The 17,076-nt window shown below is 69.2% G+C and carries 15 protein-coding genes; 7 read left to right on the top strand and 8 right to left on the bottom strand.

What is annotated here, in order from left to right; translation table 11 throughout:
• From G6N16_RS21020 to G6N16_RS21035, 4 genes are read right to left on the bottom strand one after another with little or no spacing between them, the layout of a single operon-like run.
• Entirely contained in the window at positions 1-1,185 is a 1,185-nt protein-coding gene (locus tag G6N16_RS21020; RefSeq protein ID WP_083030422.1) for a CaiB/BaiF CoA transferase family protein, read from the bottom strand.
• Between the two features lie 7 nt (positions 1,186-1,192).
• Entirely contained in the window at positions 1,193-1,870 is a 678-nt protein-coding gene (locus G6N16_RS21025) for a GntR family transcriptional regulator (RefSeq protein ID WP_083030423.1), read from the bottom strand.
• A 1-nt stretch (position 1,871) separates the two neighbouring features.
• On the bottom strand, positions 1,872-3,065 hold the full coding sequence (locus G6N16_RS21030; RefSeq protein WP_083030424.1) for an acyl-CoA dehydrogenase family protein: 1,194 nt from the start codon (positions 3,063-3,065) through the stop codon (positions 1,872-1,874).
• An 8-nt stretch (positions 3,066-3,073) separates the two neighbouring features.
• Entirely contained in the window at positions 3,074-4,309 is a 1,236-nt protein-coding gene (locus G6N16_RS21035; RefSeq protein ID WP_083030425.1) for an acetyl-CoA C-acetyltransferase, read from the bottom strand.
• A gap of 59 nt (positions 4,310-4,368) precedes the next feature.
• Here G6N16_RS21035 and G6N16_RS21040 point away from each other — a divergent pair, with 59 nt between their 5' ends.
• Genes G6N16_RS21040 through G6N16_RS21050 form a run of 3 tightly spaced genes read left to right on the top strand, consistent with a single transcriptional unit; the run spans position 4,369 to position 7,900 of the window.
• Positions 4,369-5,553, top strand: a complete 1,185-nt coding sequence (locus G6N16_RS21040) for an acyl-CoA dehydrogenase family protein (RefSeq protein ID WP_083030426.1) — start codon at positions 4,369-4,371, stop codon at positions 5,551-5,553.
• A gap of 46 nt (positions 5,554-5,599) precedes the next feature.
• Positions 5,600-6,421 carry a mycofactocin-coupled SDR family oxidoreductase gene (locus G6N16_RS21045; RefSeq protein WP_083030427.1) on the top strand — a complete coding sequence of 274 codons (822 nt, stop codon included), beginning with the start codon at positions 5,600-5,602 and terminating at the stop codon, positions 6,419-6,421.
• 6 nt (positions 6,422-6,427) lie between these two features.
• The gene (locus G6N16_RS21050; RefSeq protein WP_083030428.1) at positions 6,428-7,900 is read left to right on the top strand and encodes an ANL family adenylate-forming protein; all 1,473 of its coding nucleotides are present in this window, start codon (positions 6,428-6,430) and stop codon (positions 7,898-7,900) included.
• Here G6N16_RS21050 and G6N16_RS21055 read toward each other — a convergent pair.
• The 4 genes from G6N16_RS21055 to purD all read right to left on the bottom strand — a co-directional run bounded on the left by G6N16_RS21055 (position 7,830) and on the right by purD (position 12,469).
• On the bottom strand, positions 7,830-8,726 hold the full coding sequence (locus tag G6N16_RS21055) for an alpha/beta hydrolase (protein WP_234805809.1): 897 nt from the start codon (positions 8,724-8,726) through the stop codon (positions 7,830-7,832). The genes G6N16_RS21050 and G6N16_RS21055 overlap by 71 nt on opposite strands.
• Before the next feature lie 113 nt (positions 8,727-8,839).
• Positions 8,840-10,159: a flavin-containing monooxygenase gene (locus G6N16_RS21060; protein WP_083030430.1), complete on the bottom strand. Its 1,320-nt coding sequence runs from the start codon at positions 10,157-10,159 to the stop codon at positions 8,840-8,842.
• Positions 10,156-10,998 carry an SDR family NAD(P)-dependent oxidoreductase gene (locus G6N16_RS21065; RefSeq protein WP_083030431.1) on the bottom strand — a complete coding sequence of 281 codons (843 nt, stop codon included), beginning with the start codon at positions 10,996-10,998 and terminating at the stop codon, positions 10,156-10,158. Before G6N16_RS21065 ends, G6N16_RS21060 begins: the two co-directional genes overlap by 4 nt.
• A 202-nt stretch (positions 10,999-11,200) precedes the next feature.
• Complete coding sequence (gene purD, locus G6N16_RS21070; protein WP_083030432.1) at positions 11,201-12,469, bottom strand: phosphoribosylamine--glycine ligase; 1,269 nt, start codon at positions 12,467-12,469, stop codon at positions 11,201-11,203.
• Between the two features lie 352 nt (positions 12,470-12,821).
• Between purD and G6N16_RS21075 the strand changes: the two genes are divergently transcribed.
• The 4 genes from G6N16_RS21075 to G6N16_RS21090 are packed head-to-tail and all read left to right on the top strand — an operon-like array spanning position 12,822 to position 17,076.
• On the top strand, positions 12,822-13,688 hold the full coding sequence (locus tag G6N16_RS21075) for an MlaE family ABC transporter permease (protein ID WP_083030433.1): 867 nt from the start codon (positions 12,822-12,824) through the stop codon (positions 13,686-13,688).
• 2 nt (positions 13,689-13,690) lie between these two features.
• Entirely contained in the window at positions 13,691-14,551 is an 861-nt protein-coding gene (locus G6N16_RS21080; protein ID WP_083030434.1) for an MlaE family ABC transporter permease, read from the top strand.
• Positions 14,552-16,036 (top strand): MlaD family protein, encoded by a 1,485-nt coding sequence (locus G6N16_RS21085; RefSeq protein WP_083030435.1) that lies wholly within the window; start codon positions 14,552-14,554, stop codon positions 16,034-16,036.
• The gene (locus G6N16_RS21090; RefSeq protein ID WP_083030436.1) at positions 16,033-17,076 is read left to right on the top strand and encodes an MlaD family protein; all 1,044 of its coding nucleotides are present in this window, start codon (positions 16,033-16,035) and stop codon (positions 17,074-17,076) included. Before G6N16_RS21085 ends, G6N16_RS21090 begins: the two co-directional genes overlap by 4 nt.

The following is a 17,076-nucleotide window of genomic DNA, read 5'->3' on the forward strand; positions in this document are numbered from 1 at the left end:
TCACACGATGCCGTCGGCGCGCAGCCGGTCGATCTGCGCCGCGTCGTAGCCGAGGTCGGTGAGCACCTCGTCGGTGTGCTCGCCGAGCAGCGGCGCCCGGTGCCGGATGGTGCCCGGGGTCTCCGAGAGCCGGAACGGCGTTTCGATGATCGGCACGTCTTTCGCGGCGCCCGGGAACGGGACGCGGTTCAGGTAGCCCATGGCGGCGACGTGCGGGTCTTCGAGCACTTCCTGTGTTGAGAGCATCGGCGCGGCAGGTAGTTTGGCGTTCTGCAGGGCGGTGAGCACCTCGGCCTTGGTCTTGTCCGCGCACCAGTCGGCCATGATGTCGTTGAGCACGTCACCGTGGCGCCAGCGCAGGTCGTCGTCGGCGAATCGCGGGTCGTCGAAGAGTTCCCCGCGGCCCACCAGGGCGCACCAGCGTTTGAACATCGGCTGCCCGGCGATCTGCAGCAACACCCACTGGTCGTCGGCGGTGCGGTACAGATCACACGGTGCCACCGATGCGCCGCGGTTGCCCATCCGCGGTTTGTCGACGCCGAGCAGGTCGCGTTCGATCAGGAACGCGTTGGACAGCATCAGTGCCGTGGGCAGCAGCGCGCCCTCGACGTGCTGACCCTGCCCGGTCCGGTCCCGGTGGTACAGCGCCATCATCACCCCGATCGCCAGGGTCAGCGCGGTACCGAAATCGGCGTAGGGCACCACGGTTCGGATCGGCTGCTCCGGCAGTCCCTGGCGGTACACCGCGCCGGACATCACCTGGCCGGCGCCGTCGAACCCGATCCGGTCGCTGTAGGGGCCGCCCTCGCCGTAGGCGGTGGCACTGGCCAGGATGATGTCGGGTTTGATCGCCCGCAGCGTCTCGTAGTCCAGGCCGCTGGCCCGCATCCCGGCGGCCGGCATGTTGGCGATGACGATGTCGGCGCGGGCCACCAGCTCGCGGGTGATCCGGGTGCCCTCGGCCGTGGTGGAATCCAGGGTCAGCGACCGCTTGTTGCGGTTGCACTGCAGGAAGGTGCCGCCCTCCCCGCCATCGGTGACCGATTGCACCCAGCGGTCCTCGCCGCCGGTGCGCTTCTCCACCCGCAGCACGTCGGCGCCCATGTCGGCCAGGATCGCGCTGCACCACGGCGCGGCGATGAACCGGCCGTAGTCCAGCACCCGGATTCCGTCGAGCACACCCATGGTTCTCCTATTCCTCGTCGTCGAGCACCCGGATGCGCCGCAAGTGCTCGATCAACGGTTCGGCGGCCGCGCACAGGTGCTCGCGCATGGCGACCCGGGCGGCCTCGGGATCCCGGGCCCGCAGCGCGGCCAGCACCCGCCGGTGGTCGTGGTTGGACTGCTCGGGCCAGCCGCCCACCGTCGGGTATACCGATTCCAGGGCGTAGCGGGTGGTCTGGGACATCAGCTGGGCGAGTTTCGGGGATTTCGCAGCCCGGTTGATGTCCCGGTGGAACTCGTGGTTGAGCGCCACCGCGCGGTCGGGATCGTCGGCCAGGTAGGACTGCTCCAGACGGTCCTGCACCTTTGACAGCCGGTCGATCTCGTCGTCGGTCATCAGTTCTGCTGCCCGGCTGGCCAATTCGCCACCGATATAGGCCTGCACATCGGCGACGTCGGCGATGTCGCGGCCGGTCACCGGCAGCACCTGGAAGCCGCGGTGCGGTCGCTGGGTCAGCAGCCCCTCGGCGGCCAGCCGAAACAGCGCCTCGCGCACCGGGGTGACACTGATGCCGAGCTCGGCGGCGAGCTGGTCGAGCCGGATGTAGCTGCCGGCCGGGTAGCCGCCGGTGAAGATCCGGCGCCGGATCAGCCGCGCGACATCGGCCGCCATCTGCGGCCGAGGCCCGAATTCGGCGGTGGACACCTCAGATCCGGTATTCGTCGAGCAGTCGCCGGCTGATGATCTGCTTCTGGATCTCGCTGGTGCCCTCGCCGATGAGCAGGAACGGGGCGTCGCGCATCAGCCGCTCGATCTCGTATTCCTTGGAGTAGCCGTAGCCGCCGTGGATGCGGAAGCTCTGCTGGGTCACCTCGGCGCACAGTTCCGACGCCAGGTACTTCGCCATGCCGGCGGCGACGTCGTTGCGTTCCCCGGAGTCCTTGAGCCGAGCGGCGTTGACCATCATCAGGTGGGCGGCCTCGACCTTGGTGGCCATTTCGGCGAGCTGGAAGGCGATGGCCTGGTGCTCGGCGATCGGCTTGCCGAAGGTGGACCGCTGCTGAGCGTAGCGCGCGGCGAGCTCGAAGGCCCGCTGCCCGACACCGCAGGCCCGCGCCGAGACGTTCACCCGGCCGACCTCGACGCCGTCCATCATCTGGAAGAAGCCCTGCCCGGGTTTTTCGCCGAGCACCTGATCGGCGCCGGCCCGGTAGCCGTCGAAGACCAGCTCGGTGGTGTCGATGCCCTTGTAGCCGAGCTTGTCGAGTTTGCCCGGGATGGTCAGGCCCGGGACGACTTCACCGAAGCCGGAAGGCTTTTCGATCATGAAGGCGGTGAGGTTGCGGTGCGGCTTGTCCGCGCCCTCGTCGGTGCGGACCAGCGCGGCGACCAGGGTGGAACTGCCACCGTTGGTCAGCCACATCTTCTGGCCGTTGATCACGTAGTTCCCGTCGGCGGTGCGAGTGGCCTTGGTCCGGATCGCCGCCACGTCGGAGCCCAGCTCGGGTTCGGACATGGAGAACGCGCCGCGGCACTCGCCGACGGCCATCCGGGGCAGGTAGTGGTTCTTCTGCGCGTCGGTGCCGTGCTGGCGGATCATGTACGCGACGATGAAGTGGGTGTTGATCACCCCGGAGACGCTCATCCAGCCGCGGGCCAGTTCCTCCACGCACAGCGCATAGGTCAGCAGCGACTCCCCCAGGCCGCCGTATTCCTCGGGGATCATCAGGCCGAACAGGCCCATCTCCTTCATGGCGTCGACGATGGCCTGCGGGTAGGTGTCGGAGTGTTCCAGGTCCTGGGCGACCGGGATGATTTCTTTGTCGACGAATTGTCTTACGGTGGCGACGATTTCGGTCTGGAAATCGGTCAGTCCCAGGGTCTGGGCGAGGCGGGTCATCGGGGTTCCTACACTCTCTCGAAGACGGCGGCCAGGCCCTGCCCGCCGCCGATGCACATGGTTTCCAGGCCGTATCGGACGTCGCGGCGGTGCAGTTCGCGGGCCAGGGTGGCCAGCATCCGCCCACCCGTCGCACCGACCGGGTGCCCCAGGGAAATACCGGATCCGCGTACGTTGGTGCGCTCGAAGTCCGCGGGCGTGAAGTTCCATTCCCGGGTGACCGCCAGGGCCTGGGCGGCGAACGCCTCGTTGAGTTCGACGACGTCCATATCGGCCATCGTTAGCCCGGCCTGGGCCAGTGCCGCGGCGGTCGCCGGGACCGGGCCGATTCCCATCACCTTGGGTTCGACGCCGGCTACCGCCCAGGACACCAACCGGACCAGCGGCCGCAGCCCGAGCTCGTCGGCGCCTTCGGCGGTGGTAACTAGACACATCGAGGCGGCGTCGTTCTGGCCGCTGGAATTGCCGGCGGTGACGGTGGCCTCCGGATCCGATTTGCCGAGAACGGGTTTCAGTTTGGCCAGGGATTCGACGGTGGTGTCGGCGCGGGGGTGTTCGTCGGTGTCGATGAGCACCGGGTCGCCCTTACGGACCGGGACGGTGACCGGCACGATCTCCTCGGCGAACAGGCCGGCGCGCTGGGCTTCGACAGCCTTGTGATGCGAGGCGACGGCCAGCTCGTCCTGCTCGGCGCGGGAGATGCCGTATTGGCGGCGCAGGTTCTCGGCGGTCTCCAGCATGCCGCCGGGCACCGGATAGTGCTTGCCGCCGGCGGTGGTGCGGCCGCGGGCCAGCGCGTCGTGCACGGCGATGCCGGTCCGCGCCCCGCCCCAGCGCATATCGGTGGAGTGGAAGACCACGTTGCTCATGCTCTCGGCTCCGCCGGCGACGACGAGTCGCTGGGCGCCGGAGCCGACCTGCAGGCAGGCGTTGATGACGGCCTGCAGACCGGACCCGCAGCGCCGGTCGACCTGCATGCCGCCCACGGTGACCGGCAGTCCGGCGTCGAGTGCGACGACCCGGCCGATGGCCGGTGCCTCCATGCTCGGGTAGCAGTGGCCGAGGATGACGTCGTCGACGGCCTCGGCCGGCACCCCGGTGCGTTCCAGCAGGCCGGTGAGCGCGGCCACGCCCAGTTCGACGGCGGTCAGGCCCGCGAACATGCCGCCGTAGCGGCCGATCGGGGTGCGTACCGGCTCGCAGATGACGACGTCGTGCCCACTGCTCGCGTCGCGCTCACGCATTGTCCACGTCCACTCGATCCCATTCTCGGAAAGTCATATCTCATATATGATATCTGACTATGTCCGTCACTATAACGCCCGCCGAGGTCGACGACGAGGATTTCGCCGCCATTCTGGAACAGACCCGCCAGTTCGTCCGTACCGTCGTCGTCCCCCGGGAGAACGAGATATCGGCCACCGACGCGGTGCCCGACGACATCCGCCGCACCGCCGCCGAGATGGGCCTGTTCGGCTACGCCATTCCGCAGCAGTGGGGCGGCCTGGGCCTCAACCTCGCCCAGGACGTCGAACTGGCGATGGAACTCGGGTACACCAGCCTGGCGCTGCGCTCGATGTTCGGCACCAACAACGGCATCGCCGGGCAGGTGCTGGTGAACTTCGGCACTGATGAGCAGAAGTCCCGCTGGCTGGAGTCGATTGCGTCGGGCGAGACCATCGCGTCGTTCGCACTGACCGAACCCGGTGCCGGCTCCAACCCGGCGGGCCTGCGCACCCGTGCGGTCCGCGACGGCGACGACTGGGTGATCGACGGGCAGAAATGCTTCATCACCAACGCACCCCTGGCCGGGCTGTTCGTCACCTTCGCCCGCACCCGCCCCGCCGACGCCGACGGACCCGGCATCGCGGTGTTCCTGGTCCCCGCCGACACCCCCGGTGTCGAGGTCGGCGCCAAGGACAGGAAGATGGGCCAGGAGGGCGCCTGGACCGCCGACGTCACCTTCACCGGCGTCAGGTTGCCGGCATCGGCGCTGGTCGGCGGCAGCGAGGATGTCGGCTACCGGGCCGCCATGACATCACTGGCCAGGGGCCGGGTACACATCGCCGCCCTCGCCGTCGGCACCGCCCAACGCGCACTCGACGAATCCGTCGCGCACGCAGCCAGCGCCACCCAGGGCGGCACCCCCATCGGAGAGTTCCAACTGGTCCAGGCCATGCTCGCCGACCAGCAGACCGGAGTGCTGGCCGGCCGGGCGCTGGTCCGCGACGCCGCAGCCAAGTGGGTCTCCGGCGAGGACCGCCGCATCGCCCCGTCGGCGGCCAAGCTGTTCTGCACCGAGATGGTCGGCAAGGTCGCCGATCTCGCGGTCCAGGTGCACGGCGGCAGCGGCTACATGCGGGAGATGGCGGTCGAGCGGATCTACCGAGAGGTCCGCCTGCTGCGCCTCTACGAGGGCACCAGCGAGATCCAACGACTGATCATCGGCGGCGGACTGGTGAAGGCCGCCCAGCGCGCGGCCCGCTAGTATCGAAGCCATTACCGTTGGCACAACGATACAAATCGGGAGCGAAATGACACCACGACTTGCCGGCCGGGTCGCCTTCATCACCGGAGCCGCCCGAGGCCAGGGCCGGGCGCACGCGGTGCGGATGGCCGACGAGGGCGCCGACATCATCGCGGTCGACATCGCCGGTGAACTGCCGCCCTGCGTGCCGTATGAGCCCGCCACCCGCGAGGACCTGGATGAGACCGTACGGCTGGTGGAGAAGAGCGGCCGCCGCATCCTCGCCTCGGTCGCCGACACCCGCGATCTGGAGGCGCTGCGCGCCGTGGTCGATGCCGGGGTCGCCGAACTCGGGCGGCTCGACATCATCGTCGCCAACGCCGGGGTGGCCGCCCCGCAGCCGTGGAACGAGATCACCGCCGCCGACTTCCGCGACGTGCTCGACATCAACACGACGGGGACGTGGAACACCGTGATGGCCGGTGCGCAGCACATCGTCGACGGCGGCCGCGGTGGTTCGATCGTGCTGATCAGCTCGGCGGCCGGGGTGAAGATGCAGCCGTTCATGATCCACTACACGGCCAGCAAGCACGCCGTCACCGGCATGGCGCGGGCGTTCGCCGCCGAACTCGGCCGTCACGGCATCCGGGTCAACAGCGTGCATCCCGGACCGGTGAACACCGATATGGGTACCGGCGAGATGGTGAACGCGGTCATGCGGACCATGGAGACCAACCCGCAGCTGGCCCACATGCTGACCCCGTTCCTCAACACCTGGATCGCCGAGCCGGAGGACATCGCGGACACGGTGTGCTGGCTGGCCTCCGACGAGTCGAAGCTCATCACCGCCGAGGCGATCGCCGTCGACCAGGGTTCGACCAAATACTGACCCGGCATGGGTTTCGCGGAGGCGCTGGCCGTCGGGCTGCACAGCTACGGATCCGGTGACTGCATCGAGTTCGACGGCGTCTGGCATTCCGGCGACGACGTTCTGCGGCTCGGCACCGACTGCGACGACGCGCTGCGCGCCGCCGGGGTGGACGACGGGGAGCCGATCGGGCTGGTGGTCCGCAATCAGGTGCCGCACGCCGCGGTGATCCTGGGTGCTCTGGCCCGCGGCCGCGGGATATCGATGATCTACTCGTATCAGTCCGATGCCGCGATCGCCGACGACATCCGGCGCCTCAACCTGGCGGGGATCGTTGCCGCCGAACAGGATTGGGGCCCGGATGCCCGCCAGGCCGCCGCCGACGCCGGATCCGCGGCGATTGCCATCGGCGCCGGCGCCACGGTGCTCGCACAGCGGTCGCCGGAATCGGCGCCCAGCCAACCGGATCCGGGGCTGCGGCTGCTCACCAGCGGCACCACCGGGCCGCCCAAGCGGGTTGCGCTGCCCGAACGGGTGCTGGACCACAACGTGGCGGGCATGACGCTCGGGCAACGGATCGATCCCGGCGATCCACCGGCGCTGGTGTTCTGGCCCTTCGGCAGCGTCGGGGTGTGCCAACTGCTGGCGGCCGCGCATGCCGGGCAGCGCATCGTGCTGCTGGAGAAGTTCGCCGTCCCCGACTGGGTCGAGGCAGTGCGCCGGTACCGAATCCGGTGGAGCGGCGTGGCGCCGGCGGTGATCCGGATGCTGCTGGACGCCGACGTCGACCCGGCCGATCTGGCATCGCTGGAGTACCTGCCCGGCGGATCGGGCCGGCTGGAACCCGAACTGCAGCGGGCCTTCGAGCAGCGCTACCGGATACCCCTGCTGTGGGCCTACGGTGCAACGGAATTCGCCGGCACCGCGTGCGCCTGGACGGCCGCGCTGCGCGCCGAGTTCGGTGACGCCAAACCCGGAACCGTGGGCCGGCCACTGCCCGGTGTCACCGTCCGGATCGTCGATGACGACGGTGCCGAGCTACCGGCGGGGTCGCCGGGGCGGCTGTCGGCGCGCGTCGATGCGATCGGCCCGGACTGGATCGCCACCACCGATATCGCCGCGGTGGACGACGACGGCTTCGTCACCGTGCACGGGCGCGCCGACGGCGCGATCAACCGCGGCGGCTTCAAGGTGCTGCCCGAGCGGGTGCGCTCGGCGCTGCTGTCCCACCCCGCGGTCGCCGACGCCGCGGTCGTCGGTGTGGCCGACGCACGGCTGGGTGAGGTGCCGTTCGCCTGTGTCGAGTGCCGGCCCGGGGTTGGGCCCCCGACCGCCGAGGAGCTCAAGGACCTGGTCCGGGAATCGCTTCCGGCCCCCAATGTTCCGGCGCGCGTCGACGTGGTCGGCGAGCTGCCGCGCAACGCCGCGCTCAAGGTCCGCCTTGATGCCGTTCGGGAGCTGTACCGAGAACCCGGCGCAGAAAGCGGAGCTGGTCGCTGACGGCGTGCTCGAACCAGCCGCGCCCGGGCCACACGTCGAAGTGATCACAGGGGTAGTGGTGCACGATGCCCCGGCCGTGCCGCGCGGTCTTCATCGCGGCCTCGGCACTGACGTAGCTGTCGAAGTCGGCGATCTGCACCAGCAGCGGCGCCGTCATCCGCTTGGCGTAGCGGGCCGTCGAGATCCGGCCCAGCTCCAGCCCGACGGCGGCGTCGATCTCGTTGCGCCAGCTGGGCCCGGCGATCGACAGGTAGCCGTCGTAGGCACCGCCCGGTCCCAGCAGCGCACGGTGACCGTCCGGGGTGACCACCGGCATCAGCACCGGCTCTGCGCCGGCGGCCGCCCCGATCCGGCTGCGCACCCCGTCGGCAGTGTTGCGCAGCACGGTGACCGCACCGTATCCGGACAGCACGTGCCGGCCGGTGGACAGCACGTCGGTCAGCGGTGTCAGTGCGATCACCGCGGCCGCCCTCGTCTCATCGGCCAGCCGGATGACGTGGCCACCGGACAGCGACACTCCCCACAGCACCACCCGGTCCGGGTCGACACCGGGCTGTCGCACCGCGGTGTCGACGGCCGCGCGGTAGTCGTCGAGTTGGCGTGCGATGGAGATCTGTTGACGCAGGCGTCCTTCCGATGTCCCGAAGCCGCGGTAGTCGAAGGCCAGCACGGCCAGTCCGGCGGCCTGGAGGCGTTCGGCGAATCCGGCCAGGCCGGAGTCCTTGGTGCCGGCGAACCCGTGTGCCATCACCACCACCGGCGCGGGTGCGTCTCCCGGCTCGGGGGGAAAGAACCAGGCGCTGCACGCCTCACCGCCTGTGTTTATCGCGGGCGGTCCCGGTTTCGGTCCGGCTCCGCCGGCACTCGCTCCGCTCGCGCCAACTCCGCCTACCCTCGCCGAACCGCCCGATTCAAACCTCAGCTCGTGGTAGCCCATGGTCATCCGGCCCGCCGCAGCCCGGCGGGCAGTTCCCGGGTGCGCAGGTCGTGTTCGTAGTAGAAGTAGTCGACCTGCTGGGTGTGGCGGGGTCGGTCGACGCAGTGCCCGGCGTGCAGCTGCTGATCCGCGTCGATGGTGCGTTGCATCTCGGCGACCGGCGGTAGCGCGTAGCGGCCGACGGCGTAGGCCGCCAGCAACCGGGACTGGCATTCGACGAACGGGAACAGGGTGGGGATGGCCTGGGCGAAGCCGATGAACACCAGGTTGTCGATGCCCGGGGCGAACATCCGCTTGTAGAGCCGGATCTGGTTGTCCGGGGCGCTGATGAAGTCCGGGTCGAAGAAGGGGAAGGTGATGTTGTAGCCGGTGGCGTACACGATGGCGTCGAACTCGCCGCTGGTGCCGTCCTCGAAGTGCACCCGGTCGCCGTCGAGGCGCGTCACGTTCGGCTTGGGGATGACGTCGCCGGATCCCAGCCGCAGCGGCAGTTCCACCGACTGGGTGGGGTGCGCCTCGAACAGCTTATGGTTGGCCGGGGGTAGACCGTATCGAGTGGGGTCGGCGCCGACCAGCGGCGCGAACCACTGTGCGGCCTTACGCTGCCAGGACAGGGGCAGGTACGGCGTGGTGCGGAAGAACTTGTCGCCGGGTTGGCCGCCCAGGTATTTCGGCACGATCCAGGCGCTGGAGCGGGTGGACAGGGTGACGGTGTTCTGCAGTGCCCGCGAGGACAGTTCGACGGTGATGTCGGCGGCGCTGTTGCCGATGCCGACCACCAGGATCCGTTTGCCGGTCAGCTCCAGCGGTTCGTGCGGGTCGACGTAGTGGTGCGAATGCATGCTGGCCCCGGTGAATTCACCGGGGAAGTCCGGCATCCGGGCGTCCCAGTGGTGTCCGTTGCCCACCACCAGCAGATCGAAATGCCTTTGTGCGCCGCGCCCGTCGGTGATCATCCAGCCGTCGCCGTCGGGGCGGGCGTGGCGGACCGGGTTGTTGAACTCGATGTTTTCGGCCAGGCCGAAGGTGTCGACGTAGTCGTCCAGATAGGCCTTGATGTCGCTGTGGTGCGGGAAGTCGGGGAAGTGCTCGGGGACGGGAAAGTCCTTGAACGACAGGCGGTGTTTGGAGGTGTCGATGTGCAGCGAGCGGTAGGCACTGCTGAGCCCGTTGGGGTTGCCGAAGGCCCAGTTGCCGCCGATGCGATCGGAGACCTCGAAGGCGGTGTGCTCGACGCCGTAGTCGGCGAGCATTTTTGCCGACGTCAGCCCGCTGATACCCGCGCCGATGATCGCGGTTTTCGGGTTGGCTACTGCCCTCATGCGGGACCCCCGTCGCGCGCCGCCGACTGCGCCGCCCGGGCGCGGGCGACGAACCCGATCGCCATCCGGTTCATCAGGTTCGGTGCGAACCGGGCCAGCAGCCAGCCCGCGCGGGCGCGCCGCGGCACGATCAGCAGCGCCCGGTTGCGTTCGATGGCCACCATGGTCTCGGCGGCCAGCCGGTCCGGATCGTAGAAGTCCCTGCTGCGCTGCCCCATTCGATAGAACTCACGGCCGTCGATGCCGGTGATCAGCCCCTTGTCCAGGATCGGGGTCTCCACCGCCGCCGGGCAGATCGCCAGCACCCCGATGTTGTGCGCGGCGGCCTCGGAGCGCAACGCCAGGGACAGCCCGACCACGGCGTGCTTGGTCATCACGTAGCTGGTGATCTGGCCGGCGGCGGCCAGCCCGGCCATCGAGGCGGTGTTGACGATGTGACCGAAGCCCTGGCGGACCATCTGCGGGTAGGCAGCCGCCACCCCGTGCACCACGCCGCGGATGTTGACGTCGATGATCGAGTTCCAGTGCTCCAGGGTGAGCAGTTCGGTGTCGGCCGCCCAGGTGATGCCGGCATTGTTGAACATCAGGTCCAGCCTGCCGGTGCGCGCCACCACGTCCTCGACCGCTGCCTGCACCTCGGACGCGTCGGTGACGTCGACACGGGCGGCGCGGGCGGCCGGGCCCAGCGAGTCGGCGGTGCGTGTGGCGGCGTCGCCGTCGATGTCGGTGCACAGTACCTGCGCGCCCCGGGCCACCAGGGCGCGGCAGAGCGCCGCGCCGATCCCCGAACCCGCGCCGGTGACGACGGCCTGCTTGCCGGCGAATGTCCCTCGACTCACACCTGCTCCGCTCGCAACGGATGATCCAACTGTAAGTCTTACCGCACAGGCTCGGCGCGCGTGGCGCTTTGCCTTCCCATCGGCGCGCTCAGCGTCCTCTCAGCGGCCCGACCGGACGGCGATGGCCGGATCCGACCATCGACAACGGCCGGACCGACACCGGTGCCGCTTGTCGTCGGATTCTCCGGGGTCGGCGGATGGCTCAGACGCTGATCTGACCCCGCTCGGCGGCCAGCGCGATATCGCTGCGATGGTGGCTGCCGGCCAGCTTGATCCCGGCCACCCGCCGGTAGGCGTCGGTGCGGGCAGCAGCCAGATCCGCGCCGGTGCCGACGACGGCGAGTACCCGGCCGCCGGCCGACACGATGGCCCCGTCGTCGCGGCGTGCGGTGCCGGCATGCAGCACGCCGTCGGCGCCCGCACCGGTGATGGCGTCGCCGAGCCGGGGCCGTCCGGGGTAGTTCTCGGCAGCGATGACCACGGCAACCGCGGAGCCGGGATGCCACCGCAGCGCGCCGAAGTCGGCCAGGGTCCCGGTGGCAGCGGCGTTCAGCAGCTGCCCGAGCGGGGATTCCAGCAGCGCCAGCACAGCTTGGGTCTCCGGGTCGCCGAATCGGCAGTTGAATTCGACCACCGCGGGTCCGGCGGAGGTGATGGCCAGCCCGGCGTAGAGCAGCCCGGTGAATCCGCAACCGCGCCGGACCATTTCGGCGGCAACGGGTTTGACGACGCCCTCGACGATCGCGGTGACGGTTTCGGCGGGCAGCCAGGGCAGCGGTGTGTAGGCACCCATGCCACCGGTGTTGGGTCCGGCATCGCCGTCGCCGACCCGCTTGAAATCCTGGGCCGGCAGCAGCGGCACGACGGTCTCACCGTCCACCACGCAGAACAGCGACACCTCCGGGCCGTCCAGGAACGACTCGAGCAGCACCGGGTGGCCCTCTTCGAGCAGCTCGGCGGCGTGCGAGCGGGCGGCGTCGCGGTCGGCGGTGACCACCACACCCTTACCGGCGGCCAGCCCGTCGTCCTTGACCACCCAGGCGCGCTGGCCGGCGGGCGGACCGAAGCGGTTGAGCGCGGCGTCCAGATGGGCGGGATTGTCAACGACCTCGCTGGTCGCGGTGCGCACCCCGGCGGCGGTCATCACATCCTTGGCGAAGGCCTTGGAGCCCTCGATGCGGGCAGCGTCCCGGCTCGGCCCGAAACAGGCGATCCCGGCGGCCCGGACCGCGTCGGCCACCCCGAGCACCAGCGGCACCTCCGGCCCGATGACGACCAGGTCGGATTCCAGGCGGCGGGCCAGCGCCACCACGGCGGCGCCGTCGGTGATGTCGACGTCGTGCTGTTCGGCGACGGTCGCTGTTCCGGCATTGCCGGGCGCCACCGCCAGGGCACTCACCTGCGGATCGCGGGCCAGGGCCAGCAGCAGGGCATGTTCACGGGCACCGGATCCGATTACGAGGACGCGCACAAGTGGTGAGCCTATCGGGCGGTTCGGCGAATGTAGGCGGAGGTGGCACGAGCGCAGCGAGTGCCGGCGTAGCCGGAGTGAAGCCGGGACCGCCCGCGACCAACCCGGGCGGTTCGCTTCGGCTCATCACCACCGTGGCGCGGTCTGCGCCTGCCACGAGTTTGCCGAAATCGTTGACCCCCGCGGACGCGGATGCCTACAGTCTCAGCGAAACAAATTTTGTTTCACTGTTCAGGGAGGTCCTTTTGGGTCGGCACCGGCGACGGACGAGGCTCGGGCCGCTCGGTGCCGCCTCCCCACGCCCCGGAGCCGACCGCGCTGGCGCGGCTCCCGGCGGCGAGAGAGCCGCCCGTTGACCTCATCTACCCAGCTTAATGCCCTGGTCGACGAGCGCTCGGCATTGGCGGAGATACGCGTGTGGGGCTGGCGCTACCTGCGCACGCACCCCCTGCAGTCGCTGGAGACCGTCGGCGGTCAGGTGGCACTCGGGGTACGCACCGTTGAACATTTCTTCCGCGATCTGTTCACCCGGCGCTTCCCGTTCGACGAGTTCATCAGGCAGTTGGCCTTTATGGCGGGCACCGCGGTCCTGCCGACCCTGCTGGTCACCATTCCGGTCGGGGTGACCCTGGCCATCCAGTTCGGTGTGCTCGCCGGACAGGTCGGCGCGGAGTCACTGGCCGGCGCCGCCAACGGGCTGGTCGTCATCCGCCAGGGCGCGCCGCTGGTCGCGGCGATCCTGCTGGCGGCGGCCGTGGGGTCGGCGATCAGTTCCGATCTCGGCTCGCGCACCATGCGCGAGGAGATCGACGCGATGGAGGTCATGGGGGTATCGGTCGTCCGGCGGTTGGTGGTCCCCCGGTTCGCCGCGGTCATCGTGGTCAGCCTGGCGCTGACCGGTCTGGCCACCTGCGCGGGCTTCTTCGTGGGCTACCTGTTCAACGTGTACATGCAAAGCGGCACCCCGGGATCGTTCATCGCCACCTTCGCGTCCTTCGCGACCGTCGGCGACCTGGCGCTCGCGCTGTGCAAGGCCGTGGTGTTCGGCGCGATCGTCGGCGTCATCAGCTGCCACAAGGGTCTGGCCACCAGCGGCGGCCCCGCCGGGGTGGCGAACTCGGTCAACGCCGCGGTGGTGGAGACCATCCTGCTGCTGATGATCGTCAACGTGTCGATGAGCCAGCTATACCTGCTGCTGTTCCCGAAAACGAGCCTGTAGCGATGGCCTCCCCGACTCCGTTCCGGCCGCCGCTGGTCACTCCGTTGCTCAGCGCGGTCGACGCTGCCGGACGACCGATCTCCCGGTCCGGGCACATGCTGTACTTCTTCGGCCGGATCATCCTCGCGATTCCACTGGCCCTGCGGCGATACCGGCGCGAATTCCTCCGCAATCTGTCCGACATCGCGTTCGGCAACGGCTCGATCGTCGTCGGCGGCGGCACTATCGGCGTCGCGATCGTCCTCGGTATCACCGCCGGGGCGCTGCTGGCGGTGGAGGGCTACAACGCGCTGAACCTGCTCGGACTGGGCTCGGCCACCGGGCTGCTGTCGTCCTGGGGATCCACCCGCGAGCTGGTGCCGATCATGATCGCGCTGGCGTTCACCACCCAGGCGGGCTGCCGGTTCACCGCGCAGCTCGGCGCGATGCGGATCTCCGAGGAGATCGACGCGATGGACGCGCTGGCCATCAAACCCATCTCCTACCTGGTCACCACCCGCGTGCTGGCCGCCGCCGTCGCCAGCATCCCCCTGTTCCTGGTGTGCCTGGCCACCGCCTATCTGTCCGCTCGGGTGGTGGTCGCCATGATCGCCGGTACGCCACCGGGCACCTACCAGCACTATTTCGAGCTGTTCGCCAGCGGCCACGACGTCATCCTGGCCATGGTCAAGAGCGTCATCTTCATCTCGATCGCCGCCGGAATCCAGTGCTACTACGGGTACTTCGCCGCCGGCGGACCCGAGGGCGTCGGTGTCGCGGCCGGACACGCCATGCGGGCGACCATCACCGTGGTGGTCATCCTGAACGCACTGCTGACGATGGCCATGTGGGGCGTCGACGCGGGCGCGAGGTTCGGGGGTTAGGTGCCGAACTCCTACGATGGCGAAGCTCGCGGCCCGTCGAACCGGCGGATCTTTGTCGCGGGCCTGGTCCTGTGGCTCGCGGTCAGCTTCGCCGTCGTCCTGATGATCGCGAAATCCCGTGGGGCACTGGATCCCTTCGTCCGGGTCACCGCCGAGCTGACCAACGTGGGCGACGGGCTCCCGGCCAAATCCGACGTCAAGTTCCGCGGTGTGCTCGTCGGATTCGTCGACGCGGTCGTCCCCGCCCGCGACGATCGCCCCAACATCGTCTCGCTGAACCTGAAACCGGAGTTGGCCGGCGGCATTCCGGGTACCGTCACCGCCCGCGTCGTGCCGTCCAATGTCTTCGCGGTGTCATCGGTGCAGCTGGTCGACAACGGGGCCGACGGCGCACCGCTGCAATCGGGCGAGGTGGTCCACGAGGACCGGTCGCTGCCGACCGTGCTGTTCCAGACCACGCTCAACAAGCTCCGCTCGCTGCTGAAGGCGGTCGGCCGCGATCCGGATCCCAACGGGGTCGGCTGGTTGACGGCGCTCGGGGAAGCGGCCGACGGCAGAGGTGAGCAGCTCACCCAGTCCGGTCACGACCTCAACGAGATCATCGGGCAATTGAACACCGTCGTCGACGGAAAGCCCGGCCCGTCGACGATAGCGGCGCTGTCGGATGCCATGTCGGGGCTGCGCAGATCGGCACCGGAACTGCTCGACGCGCTCGAGGCCGGCATTCGCCCCATGCGCACGCTCGCCGAGCAGGATTCGGCGCTCAAGAGCTTCCTCTTCGCGGCCGGCCGAACCGTCGGGACCGCCGGTGACGCCTTCGACAACCACGCCGACCAGATGATCCAGATCGGCTCTCAGCTGACGCCGGTGGTCGGAGTCCTCGCCGACCACCACTCCAACATCAGCCTGATCCTGGCTAACATCCAGTACCTGATCCAGCGGGTCGTCGACAAGGTTTTCAACTGGGACACCAACAATATTCAGGCCAGGGTGGCCGTCTCGCTGACGCCCACCCGCACCTACGTGCGGGCGGACTGCCCCCGCTACGGTGACATGCTCGGGCCGAGTTGCTTCACCGCACCGGAGGTGCCGACGGCTCCGGCACTGTCGGCGTCGCTGGGATCGGTCAATCTGCCCATGCCGCCCGGCATTCCGGAGAACCGGCCCAACGTGGCTCCCCCGCGCAATTCGGTACTACCGCCCAGCCAGGGCAACCAGGACGGGAACAACGGACCGTTGCCGACCGCCGACCCTGCGCAACCGGTGGCCCCGGCAGCCGCCGAGGACCCGGATCCCGGGACCGCGGCCGTTCCCAACTCCTACGTGGTCGGCGGCAATGTCGGACCCGTGGGCAGCCAGCTGGAGAAGGACCAGCTGGGCGCGGTGCTCGGTGGGCAGCCCACCGCGGCGACGGAAATGCTGTTGGCGCCGCTGGTGCGCGGCACCGCGATGACGGTGACGTCGAGAAGTGAGGCATCCCGGTGAAGAGGCCCAAGTTGATCGTCGGTGTCGGTGTCTTCCTGGCGGTTTCGATCGCGCTGACCTGGTTGGTGTTCATCACGCTGCGCCGCGAGGTCCAGGGCCCGACCAACACTTACACCGCGATGTTCACCGACGTGTCGGGGCTGAAGCCGGGTGACGACGTCCGGATGGCGGGCGTGCGCATCGGCCGGGTGGACGGCATCGACCTCGACGGCCGTCTGGCCCGGGTCACCTTCCGGATCCAGCGGGACCAGACCCTCTACGACGACACGGTCGCCACCATCACCTACCAGAGCATCATCGGGCAACGCTACGTCGGACTCGCGCCGGGCAAATCCGAGCAACACACGGCAGTGGCATCCGGCTACCGGATACCGCTGGAGCACACCCGGCCGTCATTCGATATCTCCAACCTGCTCAACGGCTTCGAGCCACTGTTCACCTTTCTGAGTCCGCAGCAGGTGGACAACCTGACCGGCGGCCTGATCAAGGCCTTCCAGGGCGACGACGGGTCGGTGCTCAACCTGATCACCCAGACCTCGGCGTTGGCGCAGACCCTCGCCGGGCCCGACGCGGTGCTGGGCGACCTGATCACCCACCTCAACGAGGTGACCGCGATCGTGGCGGCGCAGAGCACCAACACCCAGGACCTGATCCGGCACTCCCGCAACGTCATGGTCGCCCTGTCCGAGCGCCGCGGTGAACTGGTCGATTCGGTCGGGTCCATCGGTTCGGCGACCACGCAACTCGCCCGCGTCCTGGACGGCATGTACGCGGACCTGGACGCGATCATCACCCGCGAACCGGGATTCGTCGCGCACATGGCCGGCCCGGGTCGCGACCGGCTGTCCATGTTCGGCAGCAATCTCCCCTCGGTGTGGCGGAGCCTGTCGCGGATGACCCAGTCCGGCGCATACGTCGACGCGTATCTGTGCGATATCAACGTCACCGTTTTCGCCTCACTGGGCCGCGTCGTGCCCGGCATGGTGAAACTCGCCTCGCCGGGCAATATCGTGCAGCACTCACCGATCTGTTCGAAGTGA

The organism is Mycolicibacterium insubricum (assembly GCF_010731615.1).
GTDB lineage: Bacteria > Actinomycetota > Actinomycetes > Mycobacteriales > Mycobacteriaceae > Mycobacterium > Mycobacterium insubricum.

Excerpts from the sequence above, each read along its gene's own strand:
- G6N16_RS21050 (WP_083030428.1), top strand. The coding sequence starts at position 6,428 with ATGGGTTTCGCGGAGGCGCTGGCCGTCGGGCTGCACAGCTACGGATCC.
- G6N16_RS21030 (WP_083030424.1), bottom strand. The coding sequence starts at position 3,065 with ATGACCCGCCTCGCCCAGACCCTGGGACTGACCGATTTCCAGACCGAA.
- G6N16_RS21080 (WP_083030434.1), top strand. The coding sequence starts at position 13,691 with ATGGCCTCCCCGACTCCGTTCCGGCCGCCGCTGGTCACTCCGTTGCTC.
- G6N16_RS21040 (WP_083030426.1), top strand. The coding sequence starts at position 4,369 with ATGTCCGTCACTATAACGCCCGCCGAGGTCGACGACGAGGATTTCGCC.
- G6N16_RS21020 (WP_083030422.1), bottom strand. The coding sequence starts at position 1,185 with ATGGGTGTGCTCGACGGAATCCGGGTGCTGGACTACGGCCGGTTCATC.
- G6N16_RS21035 (WP_083030425.1), bottom strand. The coding sequence starts at position 4,309 with ATGCGTGAGCGCGACGCGAGCAGTGGGCACGACGTCGTCATCTGCGAG.
- G6N16_RS21045 (WP_083030427.1), top strand. The coding sequence starts at position 5,600 with ATGACACCACGACTTGCCGGCCGGGTCGCCTTCATCACCGGAGCCGCC.
- G6N16_RS21060 (WP_083030430.1), bottom strand. The coding sequence starts at position 10,159 with ATGAGGGCAGTAGCCAACCCGAAAACCGCGATCATCGGCGCGGGTATC.